Below are 26,256 nucleotides of genomic sequence, written 5' to 3'. Positions count from 1 at the left end.
CTCCCTTGCGCTGCTTCACGCATATCGTCGTCCCAGCAAGCGCCCAAGCGGCGCGAGGAACGATTCAACACAGCGTGAGTTCGACCTCAAATCCAAGAAACAAAGCAAGAGGGTAACGCGATGACACGATCCGTGGAGGAGTTGAGACGGGAGTCCGAGCGTAGCCGCGCGGAGCTGGCGGCGACGGTCGGACGGTTGAAGGAGCAGATATCGGACACCGCCGAGGACATTCGCCACAAAGTCTCGCCGCAGCACATCAAATCCGAAGTCACCGAATACGTCAGCCACAAGACCCAGAGCTGGGTCGAAGGGCTCAAGCAACAGATCATGGACAACCCGATGGGCGCAGTGGCCGCGGGCGCCGCAGTGGGCGTTCCGTTGCTTCGGTTGGTGCGAGGTACGCCGTTGCCACTTCTCATGATCGGCGCAGGACTCGCCCTGACCTCGAAGACGGTGCGCGATCGTGCTGCAGACGTCACCGGCCCGGTCTTGGACAAAGCCGGGCACATGCTTGAGGGGGTGGCCGAGGGCGCACGGGCGATGCAGGGTGATGCCAAGGAGACGCTGTCCTCCGCGCAAAGCCGAACCGCTGGCATGGCTGATGACGCGCAGGAGAAGGCCGCCGGCATTGCCGCTGATCTGCGGGAGAGCGCGGCGCGTGCTGCCACTTTTGCGAGTGAAAAGCTCAAGAGTGGCATGAATGCAACCAGGGATGCCGCCGCGAGCGCGCCTGACCAGGCCCGGCAGGCCATTGGCGACAATGCTGCGCTCATCGGCGGCCTGGGCATCGCGATCGGCGCCATCATTGCGGCTGCTCTTCCCGAGACCAAGGTCGAAGCTAAGGTTATGGGCCGGACGAGCGACGGGGTGAAGCAGGCTGCTGCCGCCGCGGCGCAATCCGGGTTCGAGGCCGCAAGAGACGCCACCACGTCGGCGGCCGATGCTGCGGCGCAAAGGGTCGCCGATGCTGATCTCGGCACCCATGCCAGCCGCATGACGCAGAACATGGCGGACACTCTGAAGGAGGCTGCGGACGACGTCGTCAAAGCTGCCTTTAGCCCCTCTCAAACCAAAACCTGAAGGAAACCATCATGAGCGATTTGGACCCGCAGAACGTGAAGCAGTTCACAAAGAACCAGGACAAGGGCACCGCGAAGGACATGAAAGAGCAGATCGGCGATGCCGGAGCGGAGATGAAGCAGCGCGCCGGCGATGCGTTCCGGGCATCGGCCGACGTCGCGCGAGACAAGTTCGGCGAGGCCGCGGATGCAGCAAAGGGCGTCGCGGACGGAACCATGGACCAGATTCAGAGCCAGGCGCGCGAACAGCAGCGATCGGGCGCCGATTTCGTCGAGCGCCTCGCGGCCAACATCCGCGAGGCCGGACGGGCTTTCGAGAGCGACGTACCGTTCGCCGCACGCGGCATCGGTTCGGCGGCGGACTATGTCGAGGATGCCGCCCAGAAGATTCGGGACGGAAGCTTCCGAGATCTTGTCGCAGGCGCGACCGATTTCGCCAAACGTCAGCCGGCCGCCTTTCTTGGCATATCGGTGCTGGCTGGCTTCGCGGCCGTTCGCTTCCTGAAGGCATCGGGCGGACAGTCGTCATCCCAAGGGCAGCGCAACACCCCCGGCAGCACGTCGGGGAGCGGGCAAACGTCGGGCGGGAGACCGTTTTCGGCGGGAGAGCAAAACTGGAATCGGGAGTCCGGGACCCGTAACCCCCATACGCAACAATCCTCATCCTTCCAGGGCAGCACGTTACCATGAGCATCGAGCGCGATATCAAAACCAGCAAAAGCGAGTTCAGGGAAATCTCGACGCTGCTCGGCGATGCCATGTCGCAGTTCGCCAAGCTGTTCCAGAACGAGATCGACCTGGCAAAGGCAGAAGTTGGCGAGAAGCTCCAGAAGATCGGCGGCGCCGTCGGCTTGATCGTAGGCGGCGCCGTTCTGGTGATCCCGGCCATCGTCATGGCCTTGTTTGCCCTCTCGGCCGCATTGATCTCCGCAGGATGGTCGCAGCCACTGTCATATCTGACATCGGCAGTCATCGCTGCGGCCATCGCCGCCGCGCTGGTGGCCATGGGCATGAACCGGCTTGATATGCGTCAGCTGGCTCCCCGCGAAACGATCGGCCAGCTGGAAAAAGACAAGGACACCGTGAAGGGAATGGTGCGATGAGCAGCACGAAAACCGGTTTTATCGACAATCTGGTAACGGCCGCCAGGGACAATCCGCTTGCCGCGGCCCTCATCGGAGGCGGCGCGCTTTGGCTATTGGCCGGCGACCAGAAGTTAAAGACTGTAGCGCGTTCTGCTGCCGAGGCCGTCGAACCCGTTGCCGACTTAGGGACGCGCGGCTTCAGCTCGGCAGCATCCGCGATCAAGCGGACCGTGGCGCCGCCGACCGCCCCCGAAATGGACAACGACGGCTCGCAAGGGGTCGGGGAGACCCTGCGTGGCGCGACCGCCGCCGCTTCCGATACTATGTCGCAGGCCGCCGAGGGCGTCCGGGATCGTTTCGACGAGGGCGTCGCCTTCGCGCAGGAGCAATTCAGCAAGCTGGGCAATGCGCTTCCGAACAAGGACACCATGGCGAGTGCGAAGTCGTCACTGGCGGACATGCTGGAGCGGCAACCGCTCGTGCTAGGGGTCGTGGGCATCGCAATTGGTGCGGCCGTGGCGGGCGCGTTCCGCGCCTCCGAGATCGAGAACCAGTATATCGGAGACGTCAGCGACGACGTGAAGGCTGACCTGAACCGGCGCGCCGGTGCGGTCTCGCAGGCCCTGCGTGAAGCCTCGGACACGGTTGTCTCGGAAATCAGCGACACCGGCGCCGAGATTGTGGACCGAGTCAAGCAGGCCGGGATGGACGCCGCGGCAGCTGCCCGCGCCGAGGTGAAGGCTCCGTAGTGAGGCGACGGAGAGCGGGGTGCGCTGGCCACGCGCCTCGCTCTGGTTGGGTGATCAGGCAGGTGGGTTGTCCTGAAGGCGAACCTAATCCCAGTATGGAATGGCCGGACGGGCGATCATCAGCCAGAAGATCATCAGCACGGCCGCGAAAGCCGGAAAGCCGAAGGCGAACCACCACCAGAAGAGACGGTGATAGCGGGCGGGCAGCTTGCCGTTGCTCGCGACCGCTGCGACGGCGAGATCGCGCATCTGCATCTGCATCCACACCACCGGCAGCCAGAAGGCGCCGATCACGAGATACAGTGCAATCGACGCCGCCACCCAGCCGTCGCCGAGGGAATACCCGCTCGACCAGGCGAGCCATGTCCCGGTGATCGGCTGCAGGATCACGGCACTCGCCGTGAACAGGAAGTCGGCCAGCACCACCGTCCGCGCGACTCCCGCGATCTCGCGCGGGTCGCCGCGCAGATGTGCCACCAGCATGAAGAAGGCGATGCCGGCCCCGGTGCCGAGCAGCACGGCAGCGCCGATGATGTGCGCCATCTTCACGAGGAAATAGATCATCAGCGATCCTCGCGGATGGCCATGGCGACCAGATTGAGCATGATCACCGGCCAGATCTTCAGCATCGGTCCCAGCGGATCGGCCCACAGTCGCGGCACCAGGACGGTGCCGATCACGGCATAGGTGAGCGAGATGATCAGTGCGGCCCAGAGTCCGTAGCGGCTCAGAGGCCGCCAGAGAATGGCGATGCCGATGACGATGTCGGCGAGCGCGCCCGCGGTGACGACGAGCGCCGCGACGTTCCCTTGCAGCCCGCCTTCAAGCAGCAACGACATGCCGATATTCCAGCCCGCGCTCAGCGAGATGATGCCGGTGGCGATCCAGAACGCGCCGAAGACGCCAAAGATCAGCGGCTTGAGCGCATACAGCTGTGCAAACCAGCGTTCCTGCACCGACGCAGGCTCGCGTGCGAGCGCGACTTCGAGATCGCGCGGTGGAGTGCCGGTCAATCGACGCCAGGGCTCGGGATCGCCGGTCGCACCGCGGCGCATTTCCGCCTGTGCCGTCGTGTTGATGGGCGTTGGCCATCCCAGCATCTGCGCAACGTCGCCCGCACGATAGGCAATTGAAGCCGCCCAGCGCGGCAGCTGCAGGCGATAGGCCGGGCGCCAGCGCAGCCAGGCGCGAAACAGCGCGACCGCATCGCTGAAGGCGATCCGCCGCGGGCCGGCCAGATCGACCGCGACCCGTGAAGGCGCGCCGGGCTGCAGGAAGAACAGCACGGTCTCAACGACGTCGTCGAGATGCACCGGTTGAATCGCCGCCGTGTCCGGCATGACCGGCAGAACCGGCAGCGCCGCCAGCCCGCGCAGCAGCGCGCTGCCACCATAGGCGGGCCGGCCGACCACGACAGAAGGCCGCAGCACCACCCAATCGAGCTCCCGCGCCATCAAGGCGGCTTCGCCCTCGCGCTTGGTGCGGGAAAAATCGCTGAGCGCATCGACATTGCTGCCGATTGCCGAGAACAGGATGACCCTGCGGACCCCGGCGGTCTCGCAGGCCGCATAGAGTGCCGCGCTGCCGGCGACATGAACGCCTTGCATGTCCTGTCCCTGCAGCGCACCCGCTGCATTGATCACGGCATCGACGCCGGCGAGAAGGCCCTTCCATTTCGACACATCGGTGGTCCGGGCGACGTCGAGCGCGACGTGGCGAGGATCGTGCGCCGCCGCGGGATGACGCGACACCAAGATGCAGTCATGTCCTTCGGCGGACAGCCTGGCGTGGATCGCCGATCCGATGAGTCCTGTAGCCCCGACGAGAAGGATGCGCATCGACTGATCCTTCGATGAGCGGCCTGGGCAACGCCCTGATCAAGCCTTGAAGATACGGACCAATAAAGCGGGGCTGCAATCGTTCCTCGCGGGGGAACTGATGGGTTTGGCTGCAGGCAGAGAACCGGACACCCCGCCCCGCGCAGCTCCCTTGAAGTCAATGGCGGATGATCGAAAGGGTACGGAGCGACGCAGCGGCGTGATCCGCGAATGCCCTCACAGCCGGTGCGGTGCGCCGGGAACCGGGAATCACGACTTGAACCGGTACGGCCGGCTCATAGGCCGGAAGAAGACGCACGAGCTTGCCTGACGAAATCTCGGCTTCGACCTGATAGGATAAAAGTCGAGCGATGCCTTGGCCCGATGTCACGGCGGCAATGACCGTGTCGAGATCTGTCGTCATGAGGCGCGGCATCACGCGAACCGTGTGCAAGCGACCTCGATTTTGAAAACGCAGTTCGGTCGGCCCCGCAAATCCGGAAAAGAACACGACATCGTGCTTCGGTATGTCTCGCGGATGTCGAGGCTCAGGTTGCTTGCGCAAGTAGGAAGGGCTGGCCACCAGGACGCGACGGACCGACCCCACTGATCTGACGACGAGGCGCGAGTCGCGCGGCTGACCTATCCTGACCGCAACATCGATGCCTTCACTGATCAGGTCGAGCGACCTTTCGCCCATGACGAGCTCGATACGGATCGCCGGATGAGCGTCAAGGAAGCTCGATACGATCGGGGCGACATGACGGCGTCCGAAGATGGTGGGAGCGGCTATTCGCAGGATACCGTGCAGCGGAGCCCCCTCCGTCTCGACAAGCCTGCTCATGACGGTCGAGTAGCCGTTGACCAGCTCGCGGGCGCGCTCAGCAAAGTGGCGTCCGGCATCCGTCGGTGCAAGGCGGCGGGTTGTTCGCTCCACCAATCGTCTTCCGACCCTTTCCTCGAGGGCCGCAAGCGCGCGAGTGACCGCGGGAGGCGAACGCTTCAATCGCTTTGCTGCGCCTACCAGACTTCCAACCTCAACTATCGCGACGAATGTCGCAAGTTCATCGAGCCTGTCCATCGGATCATTCCCCGAAATGGAATTGTGACTTTCAGCATTAATTCTAGTGCAATTCAGGAGGTCGTAATAGCCTTCGAATGCGGTCGGCAGCGGAGGCGATCATGATCGCGGCAGCGCGAGAGGCCATAAAGGCTGATAACGCAGACGCAGTGCTCGCGTTTTTCAACGAGCATCAGTGCCCCGCCTTTGTTTCGCAACTCGTTTCGAAAGGTGCCCTCATGCCCGCAGCATTGGAATTTCTGTTGTGGTGTGTCGCGCTCGCAACGTGGCTGATGCTTCTTTGCGCGCTGGTCAGTGAGCGCTTGAAGCGGCTCTCAAAGCTTTTCAGTCATCTGCGCGAGATTGCTTTCAGGCACAGGGTGAAGTGACTCGGTGGGGCCATCGGATCAGCCTCATCTGAGAAAATCGCGACGATGCCGTCTCGAAGGGGGAGGCGCAGCGTGAGACCCGCCAATGGTGTCTGCAACAGCCGAGCGGCCCTGGGCGGCGGTGCTCGTGAGCGCTTCCGGTAAGATTCCGTTGCTGCTATCCTCTCGCAAAAGAGCGTCTTGCGGAGGAATACGGTGCGACCCAACGGGACAACCTTTCATCCGTCGGCCGGCGATGTCACGCCCGCGGTGCTCGCCATCGGCCGCTCCGATTTTCCCGATGTGCTCATCGACACGCTGCGCCGGCAGGCCGATGTCGGCCATTGCATGGTGTTCGCGCTGAGCCGGGCAGGCGCGGCAAGCTGCCTGCTCGATGCCGGCAACATCCCGATCGGCGCCGATCTCGGCGCCGCCTATGCCGGCCAGTTCCACGAAACGGATCCCAACCGCGATGCGCTGTTCGAAGGCGAGGGCGGCGCGCCGATCATGCTGCCTCGCTTCGCGCCGCGCATGTACGGCGCGCGCTACCGCAAGATCTTCTTCCAGGATTCCGGCATCGTCGACAAATGTGCGACCGCGATCTGGACCGGTGACACCTGCTTCTACGTCAACTTCTATCGGATCGCCGCGCAGGGCCGCTTCAGCGCCGCCCAGCGCGAGCGGCTCGGGGCGATCGCACCGGCGATCGCAGCCAGCGTCGCCCGCCATTTCCAGGAGAAGCCGACGTCCGATCTTGCGTCCCTGTTCGCGACGCGCAAGCCGCTCTCCGCGCTCACCCTGCGCGAGCAGGAGGTCTGCCGCCATATCCTCGGAGGCTTCAGCTCGGAGGCGATTTCGCAGGCGCTCGGCATCAGCCTGCATTCGATCCTGACCTACCGCAAGCGCGCCTATGAGCGGCTCGGCATCTCCTCGCAGAGCGAATTATTCGGAATTGTGCTGCGCCTGCTGACGGGTCCGCGCGGCCTGAACTAGGGGCTCCAAGTCCGCGATGTCTGTGTCCATCCAACTTTAGTTGAAGCATTTGGCCTATCATCCGATGCGATTGCGGCGCGTAGGGCGGATCCGAGGATGAGAACATGCCAGACTGGCTTCTTGCACCTATCTGCTTGGTCGCCTTGCTGGGATTCATTGGCTACGCCTTTTACCAGGGCATGAGGGTCCCGCCGGATCGAAACAATACGAACTTTGGACCCGGCCAGAATGATGGTTGGTCCGGCGGCTCTGACGGTCATTCCGGAAGTTAGCACACGTCGGCGGGGCCAAACGTCCGGCGAACCCGAGCTAACCCGACGATCGCTTCTCGACAGCCGCCGCGATTTTCTCCAGGGCGGCGTTTGTGTGCCGCAAGTCGACCAGCTGCTGTTCGCACATCTCGATGATCGTTCGTCCAGACCGCCATCCGAACGCCCGTGCGCCCCCTGGGCAACAAAGCCAGATCAGCGCTGCCAGAAAGACGCCGGCAGCGAGCCAGGATAGCGCCTGCTTCCGGTCGACGTCCGCGAAGGCCTGGCGGAGGTCGCCCTTGCGCAGGTACGCAATCGCGCGGCTGCCGTAGGCGGCATAGTCGTGGGCATATTCGGGATCAACTGCGATCACCCGGTTGTAGTCGGCAATGGCACGGTCAAAATCGCCTTTGGCAAAATAGGCGTTGCCCCGGGCCATGAGAGCGAAGCTATTGTTCGCATTCAGCTGGATGGTGGCGGTATAGTCGGCAATGGCGCGGTCGTTGTCCCCTTTCCTTTGATAGGCGTAGCCGCGCTCGCCGTATCCGACCCGCTTTCCATGGTCTGACAGGCCGGCTTCGAATGCCTGGTCGACGTCGGCTATTGCCCGGTCGTGGTCGTGCCGTTGGTTGTAGATGTGCGACCGGTTGAGCAGTGAGCCGCCAGCTTTCGGGTTTACCCGGATCGCCGCGGTGAAATCTTCAAGGGCGCGGTCATCGCGATCGGCGAAGCTTGTCCATGGCCAGGAACAGCCACGCGCATGATACAAACTCGACAGGTCTTCGCCGTTGTAGTCTCCGCTCTGGATCGCGCGTGTGCAGGCAGCGATGATCTCGGCAGAGGCTTCCTTCGTCCGTTCCAAACAGACTTGTCGATCGTCGGCAGCCGCTGGCCGGCTGACGACGGCGGCTGCGAGTGCCAGAACAACTAGCAGGATGTGGGCGGCAATGCCCGAGCGCATGACTTCGTCCCCGCGATGGCCGGTGTTCGCGCTAACCAGGAGACGGCTTTTCCAGAGCGGTCGCGATCCTCTCCAGCAATGCATTGGTTCGCCTGTTTTCCGCGACCTGCTGCTCGTATAGATCGACCCAGCTCGCCCCGGATGATGAGCGCCGGATCGTGCGCGAGTACCATAGCCAGGCGCCCACCAGCACCAGGAACGGCAACCAGGACACGATCAGATTAAAGACCCAGGATGAACCACCGCTTCCGCCTGGTGTGTTGGCGAACGCAAAGAAAACGACGAGAGCTCCGACGAGACTGACCCACAAGGCAATCAACAGAAGTCGAGATCGAAGCTTGGTCATTTCAGTCACGGCAGTTCCCTTTGGTCGGCTGACAAGGCCGATACTATCATGAGTTGATTTCTCCTCCATGCTCTCGCGCATGCGGTCGTTGCAACGTGGTTAGCCGTTTCTTTGCTGGACGCCTTGGCCATCATGACGCCCACCGTCACGAGGGCACACCGTGAAATTCGTTGCAATTGTCCGGATTGAGCCGGAAGCCGTCGTTGCCTTTCGCTCAGGACGTTCGCGCGGGGTCCCTCAGCGGAAATTAACGTTGCGTCGCCATCATGCTCGACATGCATTCCAAACGGCGTCGTCAAGTGCCCTATCTGGTTCACACCAACAGAGAGCTCGGCCTGATGCTCCGGGGCACCAAGCCCCTCGCATATTTCATGGATATCGTCGGCCAGGAGCCGGACATCTGTATTCGGTATTGGCGCATGTTCGATCGGCATGTCGCTGAAGGCCGCCTGACGAAGCGCGAGCTGATCGAGCCATGTCCTGGGGCGCCGCAGCTCGAATATCGGATGCTGTTCTACACATTGCCCGGTCACGAGTGGCGGATTGACGCCATGCTTGCGCTGCTGAACGAGCCCGGAGCCTGGTCCGATGATCGAGAACGGCGCTTCGGCGAATTGCTCGGTTACGAGACCTGGCAGATCGACCATTGGCTGACGCATGGTCGCTCGCCGACCGACGCTTAGCTTGCTGTCCCGCACACTGGCAACCCTGCAGCGCTCGAGGAGCCCCTTGCTATGCGGAAAGTCGGGAACGATAGGGCGCGGTGAGCAGCAGCATGAACAGCGCTCTCTCGGCCTGGTACTTTGCTGCGGGTCGACTGGCTTCCCGGCCCTGCATCACCACCGCGCCTTGAATGGTGCAGACGCTCCAGCTCCATGTCCTGCGCCTGCGCTGCGCCAGGGTCACTTCGAAAATCGGAAATTCCGGTCCCGCCATCGCCGCCGCTTCTCGCCAGACATCCAATTTGGGCGGAGTTGAACCCGGAGCGCCGGCCTGTGTCTTCACCCATTTGGGTGAAGCGAAGCTTGTCCCTGCCGACGCACGCCACCGGACAAGTCCGGCGTCAATCTCTCAGCGGTAATTTGGGGATCGCGCCGAAGAGGGCAGCTGCGCTCTTCTGGTTGCGCGTTCCCGTCTTGGCGAGGACGGCCTTGACCTGGGTGCGGATGGTTTCGCGGCTGAGCCCGTGATGTGCGGCGATGTCGCCGATCGTCTGTCCTTGCGCGATTCCGCGCGCAACGCGCGCCTCGCTCGGGGTGAGGTCGAACAGGCCGCGAATGAGGGCGAGGCTCGGGGCCTGTGAGGCGGTGACCGGCGTCGCGATGAGGAGGCCAACCGCTCCATCGAAGAGATCGCGGGCCTCGCCCGGCATCGAAACCAGATGAAGCACCACCCGATCGAGATCGCTGGCGCGACGCGCGGCGAAGGAGCACACGGCCTTGTCCGGCGCATCGAGTTGGGCGAGGCCGGCGCGCAGCAGGGTGTCGGCGGCGCGGTCCTTGATCGCGATCCGGTCCTTCGGCAACCATTGCAGAAGGTCGGTCATGGCTTCGATCAAGGCGTTGGCGGTCAGAACCCGCCCGGAGCGCGTGATCGCGAGGGCCGGCAAGCCGACCAGCGACAGCGCCTCGGTTGCCGCCCGCATCCGGGTGAGGCGCCAGCGTGTCGACAGCAAAGCCGCCCGCGCGAGATGGGGGCGAAAGCGGTCGAGAAAATCGAGATCCTGCCGCGAAAAGGCGGGGCGGCCGGCCAGTCTTTCCATGTGGAAGACGATGATCTCACCGGACGGGCTGCGGACCGCCGTCGCGCAGGCGTGTTCGAAGCCCCACTTCTTGTTCCATTCCACCCGATATGGATCGCGCTCCCATTCCTCCGGCGAAAATGCCTCGTGCTCGCCGACGAAGCCGGGGTGATCAAGCGCCAGGAGTCGCGGGGTCGTCTCCGTCCGGCTGGAGAGGTCGCCACGCAGGAACGCCGAGAAAGCCTCGCGGATCGACGGCGACGTCACGACACCATTCCAGACACCGGACCACTGATCGGAGTCCGAGGTGATCATGACCATGCCATGCGCGCCCGCGGCATGAGCGATGTTCTCCAGGACGTCCGGCCAGAGCTCCGGAACGGTCGCTGCCTCGTGGATGCGGTCCACGATCTGCTCGAAGTCGATGCCCGTCATTGCTGCGCTGGACCCATCAGATTCGACCGATCTTTCAGACGCGCGGCGTGCATTTCTGCAGCAGCCTTCGTGCTTCGCCCGCCCAAGGCCCTTGATACCAATCCGCTTCGGCGGAACCAATTGCTACTATTTCCCAAGCCGGCCCGGATGGACGGCTAGCAGAAATCATGTCCATATATCAACTATTTGACAGGTCAGAGGTTGTCCCGGCGGCTTTCAAGGTCGGTCTGATCCCGTAAGCCGGGGGCAGCGCTGAATGGACCACGGTTCTCGGCGCATCAACCTATCGGCGTTCGCGGATAGAGGAGGCGAGCATGATCCTCATATGGCTTGGAGTGCTCCTTGTTTTCGGCGGCGTACTCCAAATGGCGTTTCAGCCCATTTGGCGAGGTCGATTCAGTGGTGGGAAGTGGCTTCGCTCCGGACGTGACACGCTGGAGCCCGAAAGGCCCGGCAGCGGCTTCGGCGTCAAATCGAACTGGCCTGGACTTGTGATGGTCGCGCTTGGCGGCGCTTTCTTGCTGGCCGGAGCTGCCATCTGAGTTGAAAGCAGACAAAGGCAGCTTTTTGGGGCCCGCCTGTCCCAATCCATGGGGACAGACGGCGGCAACTGAAAGGCGCTAGCCTCGGCATCGAGGAGACGACAAGGGAGCGAAGCTTGAGCACCGCGCCGCGCATCGAGATCGACCCGGCTGCCTTCTGGGCCGACCCCTATCCGATGCTCGCCAAGATGCGGAAGGAGGCCCCGATCGCCTTCGTGCCGCAGCTCGGCTCGACGCTGCTGACGAGCCGCGACGACATCTCGATCTCGGAGAAGCAGATCGACGTGTTCTCCTCGCACCAGCCCGCCGGCCTGATGAACCGGCTGATGGGCCACAACATGATGCGCAAGGATGGCGAGGCGCATCTCGTCGAGCGCCGGGCGATGTTTCCGACGGTCTCACCGAAGACGGTGAAGGGCTACTGGACCGCACAGTTCCAGGCCCATGCGGATCGCATCATCGCTTCACTCGAACCGGGCCGGATCGATCTCATGCGCGACTTCGCGCTGCCGTTCTCCGGCGAATGCCTGAAGTCGATCACCGGCCTCACCAACATCGGCTTTCAGGACATGGACACGTGGTCGCAAGGCATGATCGAAGGCATCGCCAATTATGCCGGCGACCCTGAGGTCGAGGCGCGCTGTCATGCGGCGACCGCGGGCATCGACGCCGCGATCGACGACGTCCTGCCGGTGATGCGCAAGCATCCCGACCAGAGCATTTTGGGCGTGCTGCTCGCCTCGGACATGCCGATGGAGAGCGTGCGCGCCAACGTCAAGCTTGCCATCTCCGGCGGCCAGAACGAGCCGCGCAAGGCGATCGCCGGCACGGTCTGGGCGCTGCTGACCCATCCCGACCAGCTCGATCTGGTCCTGCGCGGCGAGGTGTCCTGGCTGCAGGCTTTCGAGGAATATGCCCGCTGGATCTCGCCGATCGGCATGTCGCCGCGCCGCATCGCAAAACCCTGGACCATTCGCGATGTGGCGTTCGAGCTCGACGAACGCGTATTCCTGATGTTCGGCTCCGCCAACCGCGACGAGAAGCATTTCGAGCGCGCGGACCAGTTCGACGTGCGGCGCGACACCTCCAAGAGCGTCGCCTTCGGCGCCGGCCCGCATTTCTGCGCCGGCGCCTTCGCCTCGCGCGCCATGATCGCCGACGTCGCGCTGCCGACATTGTTCGCGCGGGCCTCGCGCATCGAGCTCGCCGAGGACGAAGAGGTGCGGATCGGCGGCTGGGCCTTCCGCGGGCTGCAGAATCTGCCGGTGAGGTGGGAGCAATAGGCCGGTGGTGCTCGTGGCACGCCGCCCGTCACACGTTCGGTGTCATCGCCCGGCTTGACCGGGCGATCCAGTACTCCGAGACAGTTGTGGTTGAATCGCCGGGCCGCGGCGTACTGGATTCCCCGCCTTCGCGGGGAATGACGGCGAGAGGGTGGAGGGAGCTCCGCGCCTCGGCACCCACTACGAAATCATGCCATTCTGCCGCTGTTTTGCCCGACGAGTCAACCGCACTTCGGATAATACGTAAGTCGTTGTTTTCGCACGCCCGGCTACTGTGCATGGGGTTGTTTTGCGAATTTTATGTTCCGCCGGTCCGGGCCCGACCAAATCCGTGGAGCCCTCACATTCGCGTGCAGAAAAATTCCATCTTCATTCGCTTCGCCGCTTGAAAGATTAGTCACGCGCGCGGCATGCAGCGCAGTGCTCGCATCGCTATTTTCGCGGACGTCTCGACACTTCCGATGACGCGCACCATCATTCGGCAAACGTGAATGATGACGGCCGCACGCGGCCGGGAGTGTGGAATGCAGCGTCGAGACTTTCTGAAACTTTCGGTTGGAACTGCGGCCGCCGCCGCGTTCGCATCGCCTGCGATCGCGCAAGGGGCGGTGAAGGAAATTCGTATCGGCTACCAGAAGACCGGCGTGCTGGTCATCACGCGCCAGCAGGCTGCCCTGGAAAGACATTTCGCAGCCTCAGGCATCGAGGTGAAGTGGATCGAGTTCTCCTCGGGCCCGCCGATGATGGAGGCGATGAACGTCGGCAGCGTCGATTTCGGCGCGGTCGGAGATTCCCCGCCTGTGTTCGCCCAGGCCGCGGGCGCGGCGATCGTCTACGCCGCCGGTCAGCCCATCACCAACGGCCAGGGCATCCTGGTGCCCAAGGATTCGCCGATCCGCGACATCACCCATCTCAAGGGCAAGCGCATCGGCTTCACCAAGGGCTCCAGCGCCCACAACGTCGTGGTGCAGACGCTGGAGAAGGCCGGCCTCACCTATGCCGACATCACGCCGGTCTACCTGACGCCGCCGGATGCCGGCCCCGCCTTCGGCAATGGCAGCATCGAGGCCTGGGCGATCTGGGATCCCTATTTCGCCATCGGCGAGACCAAGCAGAACGGCCGCATCCTGATCAATGCGCGCGAGGTCACCAAGACCAATTCCTTCTACATCGCCAACCGGGAGTTCGCGAAGAACCATGGGGCGATCCTGCAGCAGATCGTTGACGTGACGACCGCGGCAGGCCAATGGGCCGAGCAGCACCGCGAGGAGGTCGCCAGATCGCTCGCTGCGATCACCGGCGTCCCCTTGGATATCCAGACCGTCGCCGCCAATCGCGCGAACTTCGTGGTCGGCCCCGTCACCGACGAGATCATCGCGACGCAGCAGGGCGTCGCCGACCGCTTCTACAAGCTCGGCCTGATCCCGAAGCCGATTCATATTCGCGACATCGTCTGGCGCAACCCGGCAGCCTGACCGTGCCGACAACTCTTCCCGTTCAAAAAGGTCTGAACATGAAGCGCATCGTTCAACGCGTGATCGCAGCCATCGTGCTGTCGATCGGCATCGTCGCGGCCGCCGTCGGCACCACTTACGGCTAGGGGCAATCCATGAGCCAATCCAACGCCAACATCCTCTGGTTCCTGCCGACCCATGGTGACGGCCGCTATCTCGGCACCGGCATCGGCGGCCGCGAGGTCAACTTCAACTATCTGCGCCAGATCGCGCAGGCCGCCGATCAGCTCGGCTATTTCGGCGTGCTGTTGCCGACCGGGCGGTCCTGCGAGGATTCCTGGATCGTTGCGTCCTCGGTCGCGCCGTTCACCGAGCGGCTGCGCTATCTCGTCGCCGTTCGTCCCGGCCTGCAATCGCCGAGCGTGGCCGCGCGCATGACCGCGACGCTTGATCGCGTCTCGAACGGCCGGCTCCTCGTCAACGTCGTCACCGGCGGCGATCCCGTCGAGAACAAGGGCGACGGCATCTTCCTCGGCCACGACGAGCGCTACGAGGTCACCCGCGAGTTCCTCAACGTCTACAGCGACCTGCTCGCCGGCAAGACGGTGAACGTCGAGGGCAAGCACATCCGCATCGAGGGCGGCAAGCTGCTGTTTCCGCCCGTGCAGTCGCCGCGCCCCCCGCTGTATTTCGGCGGCTCCTCCGATGCCGGCATCGACGTCGCGGCGGACACCGTCGACAAATATCTCACCTGGGGCGAGCCGCCGGCGCTGGTCGCCGAGAAGATCGCGAAGGTGAGGGAGGTTGCCGCCGCTCGTGGCCGCAAACTCTCCTTCGGCATCCGTCTACACGTCATTGTCCGCGAGACCAACGAAGAAGCTTGGCACGCCGCGAACGAGCTGATCAGGCATGTCAGCGACGACACCATCGCGCTGGCGCAGAAGAACTTTGCCCGTATGGACTCGGTCGGTCAGCAGCGCATGGCGCAGCTCCACGGCGGCAAGCGCGACAAGCTCGAGATCGCGCCGAACCTGTGGGCCGGCGTCGGCCTCGTCCGCGGCGGCGCCGGCACGGCGCTGGTCGGCGACGCCCAGACGGTGGCGGCGCGCATCAGGGAGTATCAGGATCTCGGCATCGATACCTTCATCATGTCGGGCTATCCGCATCTCGAGGAAGCCTATCGCTTCGCCGAGCTGGTGTTCCCGCTGCTCGCGCTGGAGCAGCCGAGCAACGTGACGAAGCTGCATTTCAACGGCGGTCCGTTCGGCGAGACGGTCGGCAGCGATTTCCGTCCGCAGCACCGGGTGTCGCAGTCATGAGCCTGATCGACAGCATTTCGCTTCCGCGCAGCATCCGCCTGCCGCGGGCCGACGGCCTGATCCAGTGGATCGTGCCGCTCGCCATCGTCGCGGTCTGGCAGGTCGCGAGCGTCACCGGCTTCGTGCCGACGCGGGTACTGCCGGCCCCGAGCGACGTCGTGCTCGCGGGCTGGAAGCTGCTGGTCTCCGGTGAGCTCGTCCGCAACATCTGGGTGTCGTTCTGGCGCGCCTCGATCGGCTTTTTGATCGGCGGCAGCATCGGCTTCGCCTTCGGCCTCGCCAACGGCCTGTCGCAGCTTTCGGCCAGGCTCACCGATACCACCCTGCAGATGGTGCGCAACGTGCCGCATCTGGCGCTGATCCCGCTGGTCATCCTCTGGTTCGGCATCGACGAAAGCGCAAAGCTCTTCCTGGTGGCGCTCGGGGTGTTCTTCCCGATCTATCTCAACACGCTGCACGGCATCCGCACCGTCGATCCGCAGCTGATCGAGATGGGCCGCATCTACGGCATGACGGACGGTGAGTTGTTCCGCCGCGTCATCTTCCCGGGCGCGCTGCCCTCGATCTTCGTCGGCATCCGCTTTGCGCTCGGCATCATGTGGCTGACGCTAATCGTCGCCGAGACCATCGCGGCCTCTTCCGGCCTCGGCTACATGGCGATGCAAGCGCGCGAGTTCATGCTGATCGACGTCGTCGTGCTCTCGATCCTGATCTACGCCCTGCTCGGCAAGCTCGCCGACAGCGCCTCCCGCGTGCTGGAGCGTCTGACGCTCTCCTGGCACCCCGCCTTCCAGAAACGTTGAACGAAAATACTGGGAATCACATGCAGACAGCGCTTCGTACCTCTCTTCCCGAGACCGAGCTCGCCGGCCGCGCCACTTTCGCCCCTCACGCCCGCGTGGTGCGCGAGGAGCGGCAAGAAGAACACCGAGTTCAGGCCAGCGGCCTGCCGCTCAGCATCCGCGGCTTGCGCAAATCCTTCGGTGACAACGAGGTGCTGCGCGGCATCGACCTGCACATTCCCGCCGGCCAGTTCGTCGCGATCGTCGGCAAGAGCGGCTGCGGCAAGAGCACCCTGCTGCGCCTGATCGCCGGCCTCGACAAGATCGATGCGGGCAGCATCAGCTTCGGTCAGGAGATCCAGCCCGAGGACATCCGCGTGATGTTCCAGGAGCCGCGGCTGCTGCCCTGGGCCCGCGTGCTCGCCAATGTCGAGGTCGGCCTCGGCCGCGATCGTGCCTCGAGCGATGCGCATGCCCGCGCCGAGAAGGCACTGATCGAGGTCGGCCTCGCTGACAAGCGCGACCAATGGCCTTCGGTGCTCTCGGGCGGCCAGAAGCAGCGCGTCGCGCTCGGCCGCGCGCTGGTCTCGCGCCCGCGCGTGCTCGCCTTCGACGAGCCGCTCGGCGCGCTGGACGCGCTGACCCGCATCTCGATGCAGCGGCTCCTCGAGCGGGTCTGGCGCGATCAGGGCTTTACCGCGATCCTGGTGACCCACGATGTCTCGGAAGCCGTGGCGCTGGCCGACCGCGTGCTCGTCATCGAGGAGGGCCGCATCGCCCATGACGTCACGGTTAACGCCGCCCGGCCGCGCCAGCGCGGCTCGGCCGAGCTTGCCGGGCTCGAAGGCTCGATCCTGAGCCACCTGTTGTCGGCGGACGATCGTACCTAAATAGAGGGAACCCCGCTTGCGGGGAGTAGCGCCATGAATGTAGTGCCCCGCGAGCTCATGACCGAAATTCCCGTCTCGTCCGCCGATTTCCGCGGCGCCATGCGCCACCTCACCGGCGGCGTCAGCGTCATCACGGCCGGGCGGGGCAAGGACATCTCCGGCATGACGGTGACCTCGGTCACCTCGCTGTCGGTCGAGCCGCCGACGCTGCTGGTCAGCATCAACCGCGACGCCTCGTCTTTTCCGCTGATCCGCCGCCACGGCGCCTTCGGCGTGAATATCCTCAATGCTGACCAACTCGACATTGCCGAACGCTTTGCCGGCAAGGGCGGGCTGAAGGGTGCGGATCGCTTTGCAGGCAGCCAGTGGGTGACGGCAGTCTCTGGTGTCCCGCTGCTGGTCGGCGCGCTCTCGGCCTTCGATTGCGAAGTCGAGGAGATCGTCGAGCGCCACTCGCACGGCATCGTCATCGGCCGTGTCCGGGACATCAGGAGCTCGACCCGCACCGCCGCGCTGGCCTATTGGCATGGCCAGTACGTGGCGGTCGACCAGGACGAAGACGCGGCCCGGCTCGCCGATGTCAGCCTTCCCGCGCGCGGCCGGCGCGGCATTTGATCGCCGTCGGCGAGCCTCGCGCAAGGCTGGCCTTTTCCGCCTCGTCGCTCTAGAAGCGCTCCTGAGCTGTCCCGCCGGACGCATGGAGCGGAACGATGAAGCGCGTGGCAACCTTGATCTTCTACACCGTCGGTGCGCTCGCGATCGCCTATCTCGCGCTCTACGCCTACGCGATGTTCTCTGGCTCTCCGATCGTGCCGGGCGATCCCATCCACATCTTCCGCAAGCCGGATGCGCCGAGCTATTCGTGACGGTCTCGTAGGGTGGGTTAGCCGTAGGCGTAACCCACCACTGTTTGTCTCCACGGAAAATGACGAGGTGGGTTACGCCGAGCAGATGCGCTTTGCGCATCTGCAGGGCTAACCCACCCTACGCACCTGTGTTTACCCCCGCAGAATCGCCAGCGCCAGCGCCTGCGCGCGCGGCACGATGCTGTCGATCTCCAAATATTCCTCCGGCGTGTGCGCGAGCCCGCCGACCGGACCGAGACCGCAAATGGTCGGCGTGCCGACCGCGGCGGTGAAGCCGGAATCGGCGCAGCCGCCGGAGAACTCGCCCTGCAGCGTGGTGAGGCCCACCTGCCTTGCGGCCGCCTGATAGTTTTCGAACAGCGCCTTCGAGCCCGCGCTCTGCACCACCGGCACGAACTCGCCCTTGATCGACAGCGTCGCGCTGGTGCCCGGCACGTAGGAGGTCGCGACGATCTTTTCGATCGCACCCATGATCCGCGCGCGATCGGCCGGATCGACATAGCGCAGGTCGATCTGCCCTTCCGCGTAAGGCGCGGTCGTGTTGACGGACTGCCCGCCCGACACGAGGCCGACATTGAGCGTGATGCCCTTGTCGAGATCAGTGAGCGCGTGGATTTGGACGATCTTGTGCGCGAGCTCGCCAATGGCGCTGACGCCGGCGGCGAAGTTGGCGCCGGAATGCGCGGCCTTGCCGGTGATGGCCATGTGCATGAAGATGCCGCCCTTGCGCCCGGTGACGACGTTGCCCGTGGGCCGGCCCGGCTCGGAATTGAACACCGCGCGGGCCGCGCGTCCCTCGCGCTCGATCACCGGGCGCGAGGAGGGCGAGCCGATCTCCTCGTCGGAGGTGATGAGCACCTTAATCGGGTGCGGTGCGCCGCCGAACTTGTGGAAGGCGGCGGCCACGAACACGTTCATGACGAGGCCGGACTTCATGTCGGCGACACCGGGTCCATAGGCGCGGCCATCCCGGATCGTGAACGGCCGCCGCGCAGCCTCGCCCTTGCCGAACACCGTGTCGCGGTGTCCCATCAACAGCACCGGCTTCTCGTTGCTGCCGGGCTTTGCCACCTCGGCATGGATCGCGTCGCCGAACGTGCCGTGGCTTTCGCGCCGGAACGGAATGCCATGCTCGGCAAAGTACCGCTCGAACCGCGCACCGACCGCATCGACGCCCTCCTTGTCGTAGGAGCCGGAATCGATGTTCACGATGTCGCGGAGCAGGTCGATCATCGCCTGCTTCTGCGACGCCAGCCAATCCGTGATTTGAGCTTCAGACATGTGGTCCCTCGCGTGGTTTTCGGGCGGGGTTATAGGGCGTGCCGCGCGGACGGCATAGTCACGTGGCGCGGTTCGGTCATGCGAAGGACGCTCTTGAGGTTCGTCATTGCGAGCGCAGCGAAGCAATTCAGTCTGTCGCCGCCAAAGGATTCTGGATTGCTTCGCTGCGCTCGCAATGACGGGGTGGCGGCCTGCGCCAAACGAAAAATGCCCGGACTTGGCCCGGGCATTCGCGTCCGCTCGATGGTCGCGGGCGCCTACGCCCCCATCATCGGCATCCGCGGATATTCCCCGGGCGTGCCTGCGGGCGGGATCGGGATGCCGCCGTCGGCATATTCGTTGAGCTTGTTGCGCAGCGTGCGGATCGAGATGCCGAGGATGTTGGCGGCATGGGTGCGGTTGCCGAGGCAGTGCTTCAGCGTCTCCAGGATCAGGTCGCGCTCGACGTCGGCGACGGTGCGCCCCACCAGCGCGCGCGTCACCTGCTCGGCGGCCATAGTGGCATGCGCCACGGCCGGGGCGGTCTTGGCGAGGTCGAGGCGGTCGCCGTCCGGCGTGATGATGGCGTCGGGCCCGATCTCGTCGCCCTGGGCCATCAACACCGCGCGGTGCATGGTGTTTTCGAGCTCGCGGACGTTGCCCTGCCAGCGGTTGGCGGAGAGCACGCGGCGCGCCTCGGCCGAGAGCGGACGCAGCGGCACGCCGTTGGCGTCGGCATATTTCTTCACGAAGTGCTGGGCGAGCTCGAGGATGTCGGCGGGACGCTCCCGCAGCGGCGGGATCTTCAAATTCACGACGTTGAGGCGGAACAGCAAGTCCTCGCGGAACGTACCCTCACGCACGGCCTCGGCGAGATTGCGGTTCGAGGTCGCGATGATGCGGATGTCGACCGGAACCGGCTTGGTGCCGCCGACGCGGTCGATCACACGCTCCTGGATGGCGCGCAGCAGTTTCGATTGCAGGCGAACGTCCATCTCCGAGATTTCGTCGAGCAGCAGCGTGCCGCCGGTCGCCTCCTCGAACTTGCCGATGCGGCGGGCGACCGCGCCGGTGAAGGCGCCCTTCTCGTGGCCGAACAGCTCGGATTCCAGCAGGTGCTCCGGGATGGCGGCGCAGTTGATCGAGATGAACGGACGCTTGGCCCGGGCCGAGCGGGAGTGAACGTAGCGCGCCAGCACTTCCTTGCCGGTGCCGGATTCGCCGGTGATCATTACCGAGGCGTCCGAGCCGGCGATCTGCTGGGCGAGCTTGATCACCTTTGCCATGGCGTCGTCACGGTAGACCAGCTCGCGGGAATCGTTGGCGACGGCAGCCAGCACCGCGGCGATCAGCTCCGGATCCGGCGGCAGCGGGATGTATTCCTTGGCCCCGGCATGGATCGCGGCGACCGCGGCGCGGGCGTCGTTGGTGATGCCGCAGGCGACGATCGGGGCGTGGATGTGCTCGGCTTCCAGCCGCAGCACGAGGTCGCGGATGTCGAGCGCAACGTCGACCAGCAGGAGGTCGGCGCCCTTGCCCCCGCGCAGCACGCGCATTGCCTGCTCGTGATCCTCGGCATGGGTCACGGTGGCGCCGTTCTCCATCGCGATCTTGGTGGCGGTGGTGAGCTGGCCCTTCAATGTGCCAACGATGAGAAGCCGCATGTCAGTCTCCTATCCGTCTGCTCGCGCCGTCGCGCGTCATGTCCTTTGTCAGCCGCGTTCGGCCTTGATGATTTCCGTCATGGTCACGCCGAGCTTGTCCTCGACCAGGACGACCTCGCCGCGGGCGACCAGCTTGTTGTTGACGTAGATGTCGATGGCCTCGCCGACGCGCCGGTCGAGCTCGAGCACGGTGCCCGGTCCGAGCTTCAGGAGCTCGCCGACGTCCATCTTGGAGCGGCCGAGCACGGCCGAGACCTGCACCGGCACGTCGAACACCGCCTCGAGGTCGGCGGCGGCACGCGCCGCATATTCGTCCTCGTTGTAGCCGACGTCGGTGCCGGTGGGCGGCATCGGGCCGTTGAGATCGGGCAGCGGGACCTGTCCGTCGGTGTCGCTCATGGTTTAGCTCCCCCTGCGGGACGCGATATAGCGTCCGACCATTTCGTCGATCTTGGCCGCGATGGCGCCGCGCTCCAGCACGACGCCGCCATCGGCCCATTCGATCCGGCAGTCGCCGGTGGCGATTTCCGGCTCGGCCAGGATCACCAGCCGGCCCTCGAAGCCGCTCTGCTTGGCGAGCCGCTCGATCTTCTCGCGCGCGCTGTCGTAGAGCGAATCGTTGATGCGGACGACGAGATGCGGCGTCGCGACCAGATGCGAGAAGCAGTCCTTGACCAGCGCGATGACCTCGCCGAGCGGCTCGGCGGCGACAAGGTCGGCGCACAGCTTGCGCGCCACCGCGACCGCGACCTCGACCGCCTCGGTCTCCATCCTGGTCTCGATGTTGCCGATGCCGGAGGCGACGCCCCGAATCGCGATGTTGATCTCTTCCATGGCGAGCGCAACGCGGCGGTCGCTTTCGGCCTTGGCTTCGCGCTGACCGGCGGCAAAGCCGTCCTGGTAGGCGCGCGCCTCGGCTTCCGCGACCTTCTGGGCGATCTCGGCCGCGGTCGCGGCCTTCTCGCGCGTCGCCCGTTCGGGCGCCGCGAAGTCGGTATCGAACAGGAATTTTGCCGGAGCGGCCATCAGTACACCAGCTCGTCGTCGGCGCGGTTCTTGGTCAGCATGATCTCACCCTTGGCGGCGAGGTCCTTGGCGAGATTGACCAGCAGCGCCTGGGCCTCGTCGACGTCGCGCAGGCGCACGGGGCCCATCGCCGCCATGTCGTCCTGGAGCATCTTGGCCGCGCGCGAGGACATGTTGCCGAAGAAGAAATTGCGGACGTCCTCGTTCGCGCTCTTGAGTGCGACGCCGAGCTTGTCCTTGTCGACGTTGCGCATCAAGGTCTGGGCGGAGCCGGAATCGAGCTTCACCAGGTCGTCGAAGGTGAACATCAGCGCCTTGATGCGCTCGGCGGATTCGCGGTTGTCCTCTTCCAGCGAGGTGATGAAGCGGGTTTCGGTCTGGCGGTCGAAATTGTTGAAGATTTCCGCCATTACCTCGTGGGCGTCGCGGCGGCGGGTCTGCGACAGGTTGGACATGAATTCGGTGCGCAGCGTCTTCTCGACACTCTCGATCACCTCCTTCTGCACCGCCTCCATCTTCAGCATGCGGTTGACGACGTCGAGCGCGAGCTCCTCGGGCAGGATGCCGAGCACGCGCGCGGCGTGCTCCGGCTTCAGCTTCGACAGCACCACGGCGACGGTCTGCGGGTATTCGTTCTTGAGATAGTTGGCGAGAACCTCTTCCTGCACGTTGGAGAGCTTCTCCCACATGTTGCGCCCGGCGGGACCGCGGATCTCGTCCATGATGCCGTTGACGCGTTCCGGCGGCAGGTATTGCTGGAGCAGCCGCTCGGTGGCGTCGAAATTGCCCATCAGCGCGCCCGAGGCCGACATGCGCGAGACGAATTCGAGCAGCATGTCCTCGACGGTGTCGACTTCGACGGTGCCGAGCGTCGACATCTCCAGCGAGAGCTGGCGGACCTCGTCGTCGTCGAGCAGGCTCCAGATCTTGCCGCCATATTGCTCGCCGAGCGCCAGCATCAGGATCGCGGCGCGCCTCGGCCCTGTCAGACCTTCTGTCTTGGGTCCGCCCTCACGGCTGCCGGCGCGCTGACCGAGCGTGGAGATCACGCTGGTGATGTCGTTGGAGTTGGCGTTTTGCAAGGAGGCGGCCATGTCAGATCACTTCTTGATGCACTTGGCTTTGGTTATTTCGTCGGCTCAGTCAGCCACTGGCGGATGATTGCGACGGTTTCGTTGGGATTGCGTTCGGCGAGTTCGCCGACGCGGTGAACGGACTGGGCGTGGACCTGGCCCTGAATGGTGGCGACGTCGATGGCGCTGGTGCCGCCGCTCGGCAGCAGCGGCTGGCCGGCCGGCGCGGCCTCTTCCGAGGCGGCTGGGCCCGTCAGCACGCCGGAGATGGCGGCGGCGACCTCGTCGGAGGCGAGAATGCGCTTGACCAGCGGGCGGATCACCAGGAACAGCACGACGAGGCCGAGCAGCATCATCACGCCGAGCTCGACGAAGTACATGACGTCGTCCTTGGTGAACTGCAGCATGCCGAGAAAACCGCTGGGCTCGCCGATCGGGGCGGTGGAGGGCGCGTCGGCGAAGCGCAGATTGACGACCTCGACCTGGTCGCCGCGCTTCTGGTCGAAGCCGATCGCCGAGCGCACCAGCGTGGCGATGCGGTCGAGCTGCTCCTTGGTGCGGTCCTGGTAGGCCAGCTCGCCCTTGTCGTTCTTGCTGTAGATGCCGTCGACCAGCACCGCGACCGAGATGCGGTTGACCCGGCCGGCCTCGGTCACCTCGGTCTTGGTGGTGCGGGAGATCTCGTAATTGTTGGTCTCTTCGGTCTTCTTGCTCTGGTCCTTGGGCGCGACGCCGTTGTTCTGCTGGTTGCCGGGCAGCTCGTTGTTGACGGTGACCTGGCCGTTGTTGTCGGCGGTCATGCTCTGCTCTTCGCGGGTCTGGCTGGAGCGCAGCACGCGGCCCTCGGGATCGAACTTGTCCGAGGTCTGGGTGACCTTGTTGAAGTCGAAATCGGCGGAGAGCTGCACGCGGGCGCGGCCCGAGCCGACCACGGAGGAGACGATGTCCTCGACCTGCTTGCGCATCCGCTTCTCGAAGGCGATGCGGCGCTCCTCGCCGACCGCCTGTTCCGGATCGGTCTGAGCTCCGTCGGCGAGCAGCTGACCGGCCTCGTCGACAATCGAGACCCGCTGCGGCTTCAGGCCGTTGACGGCGGAGGCGACGAGGTGGCGGATGGCGCGGATCTGCTGGGCTTCCAGCGCACCGCGGACGCGGACCACGATCGAGGCCGACGGCTCCGGCGCCTCGCGGGCGAACAGCGGGCGCTCGGGCAGCACCAGATGGACGCGGGCGGCCTGGATGCGGTCGATGGCCCGGATGGTGCGGGCGAGCTCGCCCTCGAGCGCGCGCAGATGATTGATGTTCTGGACGAAGGAGGTGGTGCCGAGCGCGTCCGACTTGTCGAACACCTCGTAGCCGACGCCGCCGCCCTTGGGCAGGCCTCCCTCGGCGAGCTTCATCCGCAGCCGCGTGACCTTGTCCTTGGGCACCATGATGATGGAGCCCTCATTGCGGATCTCGAACTGGATGCCCTGGCGTTCCAGGTCCTTGATGATGCTGGAGGAGTCTTCGACTGACAGGTCCGTGAACAGCGTCGTCATCTGCGGCGTGGTGACACGCATGATGACGAAGGCAAAGAAGCCGATGAGCGCGGCGGTGACCGCGATCATCGCCCCGAACCGGGCGGCACCGATACTTTTTAAGAAGTCCGCAAGACCTTGCAAGCAACCGCCCCGACCAATCCGACCCGCAACCGAGCGGTCGACTGGGCAATTATTGCCTAGGTGATGGTTTCGATATGGTTAACGAAGGTTAAGAGGTCGGACAAAAGTGCATCATGAAAAAAATCGGCCTCGCAAAGCGAGGCCGATTTTCGTCAAAGACCGCAGAATTCCGGATCGCCTACTGGCGATATTGCTGGATGCGGGTGGTGCGAAGACCCGCCAGACCGTGCTGGTCGATGGAAAACTGCCAGGAGAGGAATTCGTCGACCGTCAGGGTATAACGGCTGCAGGCCTCCTCGAGGGAGAGAAGTCCGCCACGGACAGCGGCGACGACTTCGGCCTTGCGGCGGATGACCCAGCGTTTGGTGCCGGGTGCAGGCAGATCCGCGATCGTCAACGGACTGCCGTCCGGCCCGATGACGTATTTTACCCTCGGGCGATGGGGTTCTGTCATGGCGTACTCACAAACTCTCAACCACTGAACTCACGCCGTAACCGTAACCCCCGCGGCTTAAAAATCCGCTAAGCCTAAGGGTTCAATACAATTCTCGTTGAATCTTGCGGGAACGCGGCCGACTCGGCGGGCGAAAGACGCAGTCTCGGCCGGCTGAGCGGGGCAGAAGGTAAATACTTTACTAACGAACGAGGGTCGGAGCGCGGTGCCGCGGAGGCCCAACCGTCGTCCCGGGGCGCGCGTAGCGCGAGCCCGGGACCCATAACCCCAGGGAGCAGTTTGACGACGACTCGGGGTTACGACCTAATGCGAAAACGACTTCCTGGGGTTATGGATCCCCGCCTTCGCGGGGATGACATCTCGTATGTGGTTCGCTTGCCCGCCCTCAATTGCTCGTCGCAATGATGCTCTTCACCTGGCTCAGCGTGTAGCTGGCGCCGTCGATGGTGAGCAGCGGCGGCGACTGGGTCAGATCGACCGACGACACCACGCCCTGCACCTGCGCGGCGATGCCGACATTGTTGTTCGCGACGTCCTTGCCCGTGGCCGAGATCGTGTACTTGCCGTCGGGCCATTGCGTGCCGTCATTGCCCATCCCGTTCCAGGTGAAGGGAATGTCGTTGCCGGCGGCCGCGGTATATTTACCGTTGAACACGGTCTGGCCGCTCGAATTGGCGATGGAGATCTCGACGGTGGAGTCGGTCGGCACGTTGAGATGCCAGACAGCCGTCGAGTTGGTCATGGTCGCGGTCGAGCCGTCGACCAGCGCGGTCTTGCCGACGAAGCCCAGCGCCTGGGTCGCCTGCGTGGTCTGCTGCAGGGTGACGAGCTGAGCCAGCGATTCGTTGGTCTTGAGCTGCTGCTCGACGCCGGCGAACTGCACCAGCTGCTGGGTGAACTGGTTGGTGTCGAGCGGATCGAGCGGGTTCTGGTTCTGCAGCTGCGTCGTCAGCAGGGTCAGGAAGGTCTGGAAATTGCCGGCGAGCGTCGACCCCGTGGTCGAGCTCATCGACGAATTCGACGAGGATTTCGGCAGATCGGTCGTCCCGGAGACGACCGGGGGCGAAGTGGCGGCATTCGTGGTGGTCATTGCC

Annotated in this window: 31 protein-coding genes; 16 read left to right on the top strand and 15 right to left on the bottom strand. The window is 64.6% G+C overall.

Features of this window, described 5'->3' with window-relative positions:
- Positions 1 to 120 precede the first annotated feature (120 nt).
- The 4 genes from N2605_RS28510 to N2605_RS28495 are packed head-to-tail and all read left to right on the top strand — an operon-like array spanning position 121 to position 2,913.
- On the top strand, positions 121 to 1,080 hold the full coding sequence (locus N2605_RS28510; protein WP_036022116.1) for a DUF3618 domain-containing protein: 960 nt from the start codon (positions 121 to 123) through the stop codon (positions 1,078 to 1,080).
- Positions 1,081 to 1,091: 11 nt separating this feature from the next.
- Positions 1,092 to 1,769: a hypothetical protein gene (locus N2605_RS28505; protein ID WP_036022119.1), complete on the top strand. Its 678-nt coding sequence runs from the start codon at positions 1,092 to 1,094 to the stop codon at positions 1,767 to 1,769.
- Entirely contained in the window at positions 1,766 to 2,182 is a 417-nt protein-coding gene (locus tag N2605_RS28500) for a phage holin family protein (protein ID WP_036022122.1), read from the top strand. The genes N2605_RS28505 and N2605_RS28500 overlap by 4 nt, the downstream gene beginning before the upstream one ends.
- On the top strand, positions 2,179 to 2,913 hold the full coding sequence (locus N2605_RS28495; RefSeq protein ID WP_225139230.1) for a hypothetical protein: 735 nt from the start codon (positions 2,179 to 2,181) through the stop codon (positions 2,911 to 2,913). The genes N2605_RS28500 and N2605_RS28495 overlap by 4 nt, the downstream gene beginning before the upstream one ends.
- A gap of 84 nt (positions 2,914 to 2,997) precedes the next feature.
- On the opposite strand, the gene N2605_RS28490 is transcribed toward N2605_RS28495, so the two are convergent.
- The 3 genes from N2605_RS28490 to N2605_RS28480 form a co-directional block, all read right to left on the bottom strand.
- Entirely contained in the window at positions 2,998 to 3,477 is a 480-nt protein-coding gene (locus N2605_RS28490) for a DUF2269 family protein (protein ID WP_036022126.1), read from the bottom strand.
- Positions 3,477 to 4,751: an SDR family oxidoreductase gene (locus N2605_RS28485; RefSeq protein ID WP_036022129.1), complete on the bottom strand. Its 1,275-nt coding sequence runs from the start codon at positions 4,749 to 4,751 to the stop codon at positions 3,477 to 3,479. The genes N2605_RS28490 and N2605_RS28485 overlap by 1 nt, the downstream gene beginning before the upstream one ends.
- 157 nt (positions 4,752 to 4,908) lie before the next feature.
- Positions 4,909 to 5,811 carry a LysR family transcriptional regulator gene (locus N2605_RS28480; protein ID WP_260344183.1) on the bottom strand — a complete coding sequence of 301 codons (903 nt, stop codon included), beginning with the start codon at positions 5,809 to 5,811 and terminating at the stop codon, positions 4,909 to 4,911.
- A gap of 101 nt (positions 5,812 to 5,912) precedes the next feature.
- Here N2605_RS28480 and N2605_RS28475 point away from each other — a divergent pair, with 101 nt between their 5' ends.
- Positions 5,913 to 6,179, top strand: a complete 267-nt coding sequence (locus N2605_RS28475) for a hypothetical protein (protein ID WP_141697582.1) — start codon at positions 5,913 to 5,915, stop codon at positions 6,177 to 6,179.
- 195 nt (positions 6,180 to 6,374) lie between these two features.
- A complete protein-coding gene (locus N2605_RS28470) occupies positions 6,375 to 7,151 on the top strand; it encodes a helix-turn-helix transcriptional regulator (RefSeq protein WP_036022134.1) in 777 nt (258 codons plus the stop codon).
- Positions 7,152 to 7,460: 309 nt separating this feature from the next.
- On the opposite strand, the gene N2605_RS28465 is transcribed toward N2605_RS28470, so the two are convergent.
- Together N2605_RS28465 and N2605_RS28460 are read right to left on the bottom strand one after the other, a co-directional pair.
- Positions 7,461 to 8,363 carry a tetratricopeptide repeat protein gene (locus N2605_RS28465; protein ID WP_225149207.1) on the bottom strand — a complete coding sequence of 301 codons (903 nt, stop codon included), beginning with the start codon at positions 8,361 to 8,363 and terminating at the stop codon, positions 7,461 to 7,463.
- A gap of 31 nt (positions 8,364 to 8,394) precedes the next feature.
- A complete protein-coding gene (locus tag N2605_RS28460) occupies positions 8,395 to 8,718 on the bottom strand; it encodes a hypothetical protein (protein ID WP_225126228.1) in 324 nt (107 codons plus the stop codon).
- 290 nt (positions 8,719 to 9,008) lie between these two features.
- Here N2605_RS28460 and N2605_RS28455 point away from each other — a divergent pair, with 290 nt between their 5' ends.
- Complete coding sequence (locus N2605_RS28455; RefSeq protein WP_225126226.1) at positions 9,009 to 9,392, top strand: hypothetical protein; 384 nt, start codon at positions 9,009 to 9,011, stop codon at positions 9,390 to 9,392.
- A 49-nt stretch (positions 9,393 to 9,441) separates the two neighbouring features.
- On the opposite strand, the gene N2605_RS28450 is transcribed toward N2605_RS28455, so the two are convergent.
- Both N2605_RS28450 and N2605_RS28445 read right to left on the bottom strand, forming a co-directional pair.
- Positions 9,442 to 9,645: a hypothetical protein gene (locus N2605_RS28450; RefSeq protein ID WP_050995847.1), complete on the bottom strand. Its 204-nt coding sequence runs from the start codon at positions 9,643 to 9,645 to the stop codon at positions 9,442 to 9,444.
- Between the two features lie 127 nt (positions 9,646 to 9,772).
- Positions 9,773 to 10,885, bottom strand: coding sequence for a helix-turn-helix transcriptional regulator (locus tag N2605_RS28445; protein ID WP_036022142.1), 1,113 nt, complete (start codon positions 10,883 to 10,885; stop codon positions 9,773 to 9,775).
- A gap of 314 nt (positions 10,886 to 11,199) precedes the next feature.
- Here N2605_RS28445 and N2605_RS28440 point away from each other — a divergent pair, with 314 nt between their 5' ends.
- From N2605_RS28440 to N2605_RS28400, 9 genes are all read left to right on the top strand, one after another.
- The gene (locus N2605_RS28440) at positions 11,200 to 11,427 is read left to right on the top strand and encodes a hypothetical protein (RefSeq protein WP_036022145.1); all 228 of its coding nucleotides are present in this window, start codon (positions 11,200 to 11,202) and stop codon (positions 11,425 to 11,427) included.
- 116 nt (positions 11,428 to 11,543) lie between these two features.
- Positions 11,544 to 12,710, top strand: coding sequence for a cytochrome P450 (locus N2605_RS28435; protein WP_225184191.1), 1,167 nt, complete (start codon positions 11,544 to 11,546; stop codon positions 12,708 to 12,710).
- 524 nt (positions 12,711 to 13,234) lie between these two features.
- Entirely contained in the window at positions 13,235 to 14,185 is a 951-nt protein-coding gene (locus tag N2605_RS28430) for a sulfonate ABC transporter substrate-binding protein (protein WP_260344181.1), read from the top strand.
- A gap of 2 nt (positions 14,186 to 14,187) precedes the next feature.
- A complete protein-coding gene (locus N2605_RS28425) occupies positions 14,188 to 14,310 on the top strand; it encodes a hypothetical protein (RefSeq protein ID WP_260344179.1) in 123 nt (40 codons plus the stop codon).
- Positions 14,311 to 14,319: 9 nt separating this feature from the next.
- The gene (ssuD, locus tag N2605_RS28420) at positions 14,320 to 15,483 is read left to right on the top strand and encodes an FMNH2-dependent alkanesulfonate monooxygenase (protein WP_260344177.1); all 1,164 of its coding nucleotides are present in this window, start codon (positions 14,320 to 14,322) and stop codon (positions 15,481 to 15,483) included.
- Positions 15,480 to 16,286, top strand: a complete 807-nt coding sequence (ssuC, locus tag N2605_RS28415; protein WP_225171454.1) for an aliphatic sulfonate ABC transporter permease SsuC — start codon at positions 15,480 to 15,482, stop codon at positions 16,284 to 16,286. The genes ssuD and ssuC overlap by 4 nt, the downstream gene beginning before the upstream one ends.
- Before the next feature lie 20 nt (positions 16,287 to 16,306).
- Positions 16,307 to 17,155, top strand: a complete 849-nt coding sequence (locus N2605_RS28410) for an ATP-binding cassette domain-containing protein (RefSeq protein WP_036022154.1) — start codon at positions 16,307 to 16,309, stop codon at positions 17,153 to 17,155.
- Between the two features lie 33 nt (positions 17,156 to 17,188).
- The gene (locus N2605_RS28405; protein ID WP_225146494.1) at positions 17,189 to 17,770 is read left to right on the top strand and encodes a flavin reductase family protein; all 582 of its coding nucleotides are present in this window, start codon (positions 17,189 to 17,191) and stop codon (positions 17,768 to 17,770) included.
- Positions 17,771 to 17,865: 95 nt separating this feature from the next.
- A complete protein-coding gene (locus tag N2605_RS28400; protein ID WP_225141261.1) occupies positions 17,866 to 18,021 on the top strand; it encodes a hypothetical protein in 156 nt (51 codons plus the stop codon).
- A gap of 132 nt (positions 18,022 to 18,153) precedes the next feature.
- Here N2605_RS28400 and N2605_RS28395 read toward each other — a convergent pair whose 3' ends face one another.
- The 8 genes from N2605_RS28395 to N2605_RS28360 all read right to left on the bottom strand — a co-directional run bounded on the left by N2605_RS28395 (position 18,154) and on the right by N2605_RS28360 (position 26,252).
- Positions 18,154 to 19,302: a M20 family metallopeptidase gene (locus tag N2605_RS28395; protein WP_260344174.1), complete on the bottom strand. Its 1,149-nt coding sequence runs from the start codon at positions 19,300 to 19,302 to the stop codon at positions 18,154 to 18,156.
- Positions 19,303 to 19,559: 257 nt separating this feature from the next.
- Positions 19,560 to 20,945, bottom strand: coding sequence for a sigma-54-dependent transcriptional regulator FlbD (flbD, locus tag N2605_RS28390; protein WP_035999037.1), 1,386 nt, complete (start codon positions 20,943 to 20,945; stop codon positions 19,560 to 19,562).
- A 48-nt stretch (positions 20,946 to 20,993) separates the two neighbouring features.
- Complete coding sequence (fliN, locus tag N2605_RS28385) at positions 20,994 to 21,344, bottom strand: flagellar motor switch protein FliN (protein WP_057027996.1); 351 nt, start codon at positions 21,342 to 21,344, stop codon at positions 20,994 to 20,996.
- Positions 21,345 to 21,347: 3 nt separating this feature from the next.
- On the bottom strand, positions 21,348 to 21,971 hold the full coding sequence (locus N2605_RS28380; RefSeq protein ID WP_035999041.1) for a FliH/SctL family protein: 624 nt from the start codon (positions 21,969 to 21,971) through the stop codon (positions 21,348 to 21,350).
- The gene (fliG, locus tag N2605_RS28375; RefSeq protein WP_260344171.1) at positions 21,971 to 23,065 is read right to left on the bottom strand and encodes a flagellar motor switch protein FliG; all 1,095 of its coding nucleotides are present in this window, start codon (positions 23,063 to 23,065) and stop codon (positions 21,971 to 21,973) included. The genes N2605_RS28380 and fliG overlap by 1 nt, the downstream gene beginning before the upstream one ends.
- A 32-nt stretch (positions 23,066 to 23,097) precedes the next feature.
- Positions 23,098 to 24,708, bottom strand: coding sequence for a flagellar basal-body MS-ring/collar protein FliF (fliF, locus tag N2605_RS28370; protein WP_057027994.1), 1,611 nt, complete (start codon positions 24,706 to 24,708; stop codon positions 23,098 to 23,100).
- 178 nt (positions 24,709 to 24,886) lie between these two features.
- Entirely contained in the window at positions 24,887 to 25,162 is a 276-nt protein-coding gene (sciP, locus tag N2605_RS28365; RefSeq protein WP_002714638.1) for a CtrA inhibitor SciP, read from the bottom strand.
- 385 nt (positions 25,163 to 25,547) lie between these two features.
- Complete coding sequence (locus tag N2605_RS28360) at positions 25,548 to 26,252, bottom strand: flagellar hook assembly protein FlgD (protein WP_109142571.1); 705 nt, start codon at positions 26,250 to 26,252, stop codon at positions 25,548 to 25,550.
- Positions 26,253 to 26,256: the final 4 nt, after the last annotated feature.

This window comes from Bradyrhizobium yuanmingense, from assembly GCF_025200905.1.
Lineage (GTDB): Bacteria > Pseudomonadota > Alphaproteobacteria > Rhizobiales > Xanthobacteraceae > Bradyrhizobium > Bradyrhizobium yuanmingense.
Note: the sequence above shows the minus strand (reverse complement) of the source record. Positions and strands in the feature narration are given on the sequence as shown.

Excerpts from the sequence above, each read along its gene's own strand:
- N2605_RS28410 (WP_036022154.1), top strand. The coding sequence starts at position 16,307 with ATGCAGACAGCGCTTCGTACCTCTCTTCCCGAGACCGAGCTCGCCGGC.
- flbD (WP_035999037.1), bottom strand. The coding sequence starts at position 20,945 with ATGCGGCTTCTCATCGTTGGCACATTGAAGGGCCAGCTCACCACCGCC.
- N2605_RS28430 (WP_260344181.1), top strand. The coding sequence starts at position 13,235 with ATGCAGCGTCGAGACTTTCTGAAACTTTCGGTTGGAACTGCGGCCGCC.
- N2605_RS28400 (WP_225141261.1), top strand. The coding sequence starts at position 17,866 with ATGAAGCGCGTGGCAACCTTGATCTTCTACACCGTCGGTGCGCTCGCG.
- N2605_RS28450 (WP_050995847.1), bottom strand. The coding sequence starts at position 9,645 with ATGGCGGGACCGGAATTTCCGATTTTCGAAGTGACCCTGGCGCAGCGC.
- N2605_RS28440 (WP_036022145.1), top strand. The coding sequence starts at position 11,200 with ATGATCCTCATATGGCTTGGAGTGCTCCTTGTTTTCGGCGGCGTACTC.
- N2605_RS28480 (WP_260344183.1), bottom strand. The coding sequence starts at position 5,811 with ATGGACAGGCTCGATGAACTTGCGACATTCGTCGCGATAGTTGAGGTT.
- N2605_RS28475 (WP_141697582.1), top strand. The coding sequence starts at position 5,913 with ATGATCGCGGCAGCGCGAGAGGCCATAAAGGCTGATAACGCAGACGCA.
- N2605_RS28405 (WP_225146494.1), top strand. The coding sequence starts at position 17,189 with ATGAATGTAGTGCCCCGCGAGCTCATGACCGAAATTCCCGTCTCGTCC.
- N2605_RS28445 (WP_036022142.1), bottom strand. The coding sequence starts at position 10,885 with ATGACGGGCATCGACTTCGAGCAGATCGTGGACCGCATCCACGAGGCA.
- N2605_RS28360 (WP_109142571.1), bottom strand. The coding sequence starts at position 26,252 with ATGACCACCACGAATGCCGCCACTTCGCCCCCGGTCGTCTCCGGGACG.
- N2605_RS28485 (WP_036022129.1), bottom strand. The coding sequence starts at position 4,751 with ATGCGCATCCTTCTCGTCGGGGCTACAGGACTCATCGGATCGGCGATC.
- N2605_RS28495 (WP_225139230.1), top strand. The coding sequence starts at position 2,179 with ATGAGCAGCACGAAAACCGGTTTTATCGACAATCTGGTAACGGCCGCC.
- ssuC (WP_225171454.1), top strand. The coding sequence starts at position 15,480 with ATGAGCCTGATCGACAGCATTTCGCTTCCGCGCAGCATCCGCCTGCCG.
- N2605_RS28465 (WP_225149207.1), bottom strand. The coding sequence starts at position 8,363 with ATGCGCTCGGGCATTGCCGCCCACATCCTGCTAGTTGTTCTGGCACTC.
- fliG (WP_260344171.1), bottom strand. The coding sequence starts at position 23,065 with ATGGCCGCCTCCTTGCAAAACGCCAACTCCAACGACATCACCAGCGTG.
- ssuD (WP_260344177.1), top strand. The coding sequence starts at position 14,320 with ATGAGCCAATCCAACGCCAACATCCTCTGGTTCCTGCCGACCCATGGT.
- N2605_RS28510 (WP_036022116.1), top strand. The coding sequence starts at position 121 with ATGACACGATCCGTGGAGGAGTTGAGACGGGAGTCCGAGCGTAGCCGC.
- N2605_RS28505 (WP_036022119.1), top strand. The coding sequence starts at position 1,092 with ATGAGCGATTTGGACCCGCAGAACGTGAAGCAGTTCACAAAGAACCAG.
- N2605_RS28500 (WP_036022122.1), top strand. The coding sequence starts at position 1,766 with ATGAGCATCGAGCGCGATATCAAAACCAGCAAAAGCGAGTTCAGGGAA.
- N2605_RS28490 (WP_036022126.1), bottom strand. The coding sequence starts at position 3,477 with ATGATCTATTTCCTCGTGAAGATGGCGCACATCATCGGCGCTGCCGTG.
- N2605_RS28380 (WP_035999041.1), bottom strand. The coding sequence starts at position 21,971 with ATGGCCGCTCCGGCAAAATTCCTGTTCGATACCGACTTCGCGGCGCCC.
- sciP (WP_002714638.1), bottom strand. The coding sequence starts at position 25,162 with ATGACAGAACCCCATCGCCCGAGGGTAAAATACGTCATCGGGCCGGAC.
- fliN (WP_057027996.1), bottom strand. The coding sequence starts at position 21,344 with ATGAGCGACACCGACGGACAGGTCCCGCTGCCCGATCTCAACGGCCCG.
- N2605_RS28395 (WP_260344174.1), bottom strand. The coding sequence starts at position 19,302 with ATGTCTGAAGCTCAAATCACGGATTGGCTGGCGTCGCAGAAGCAGGCG.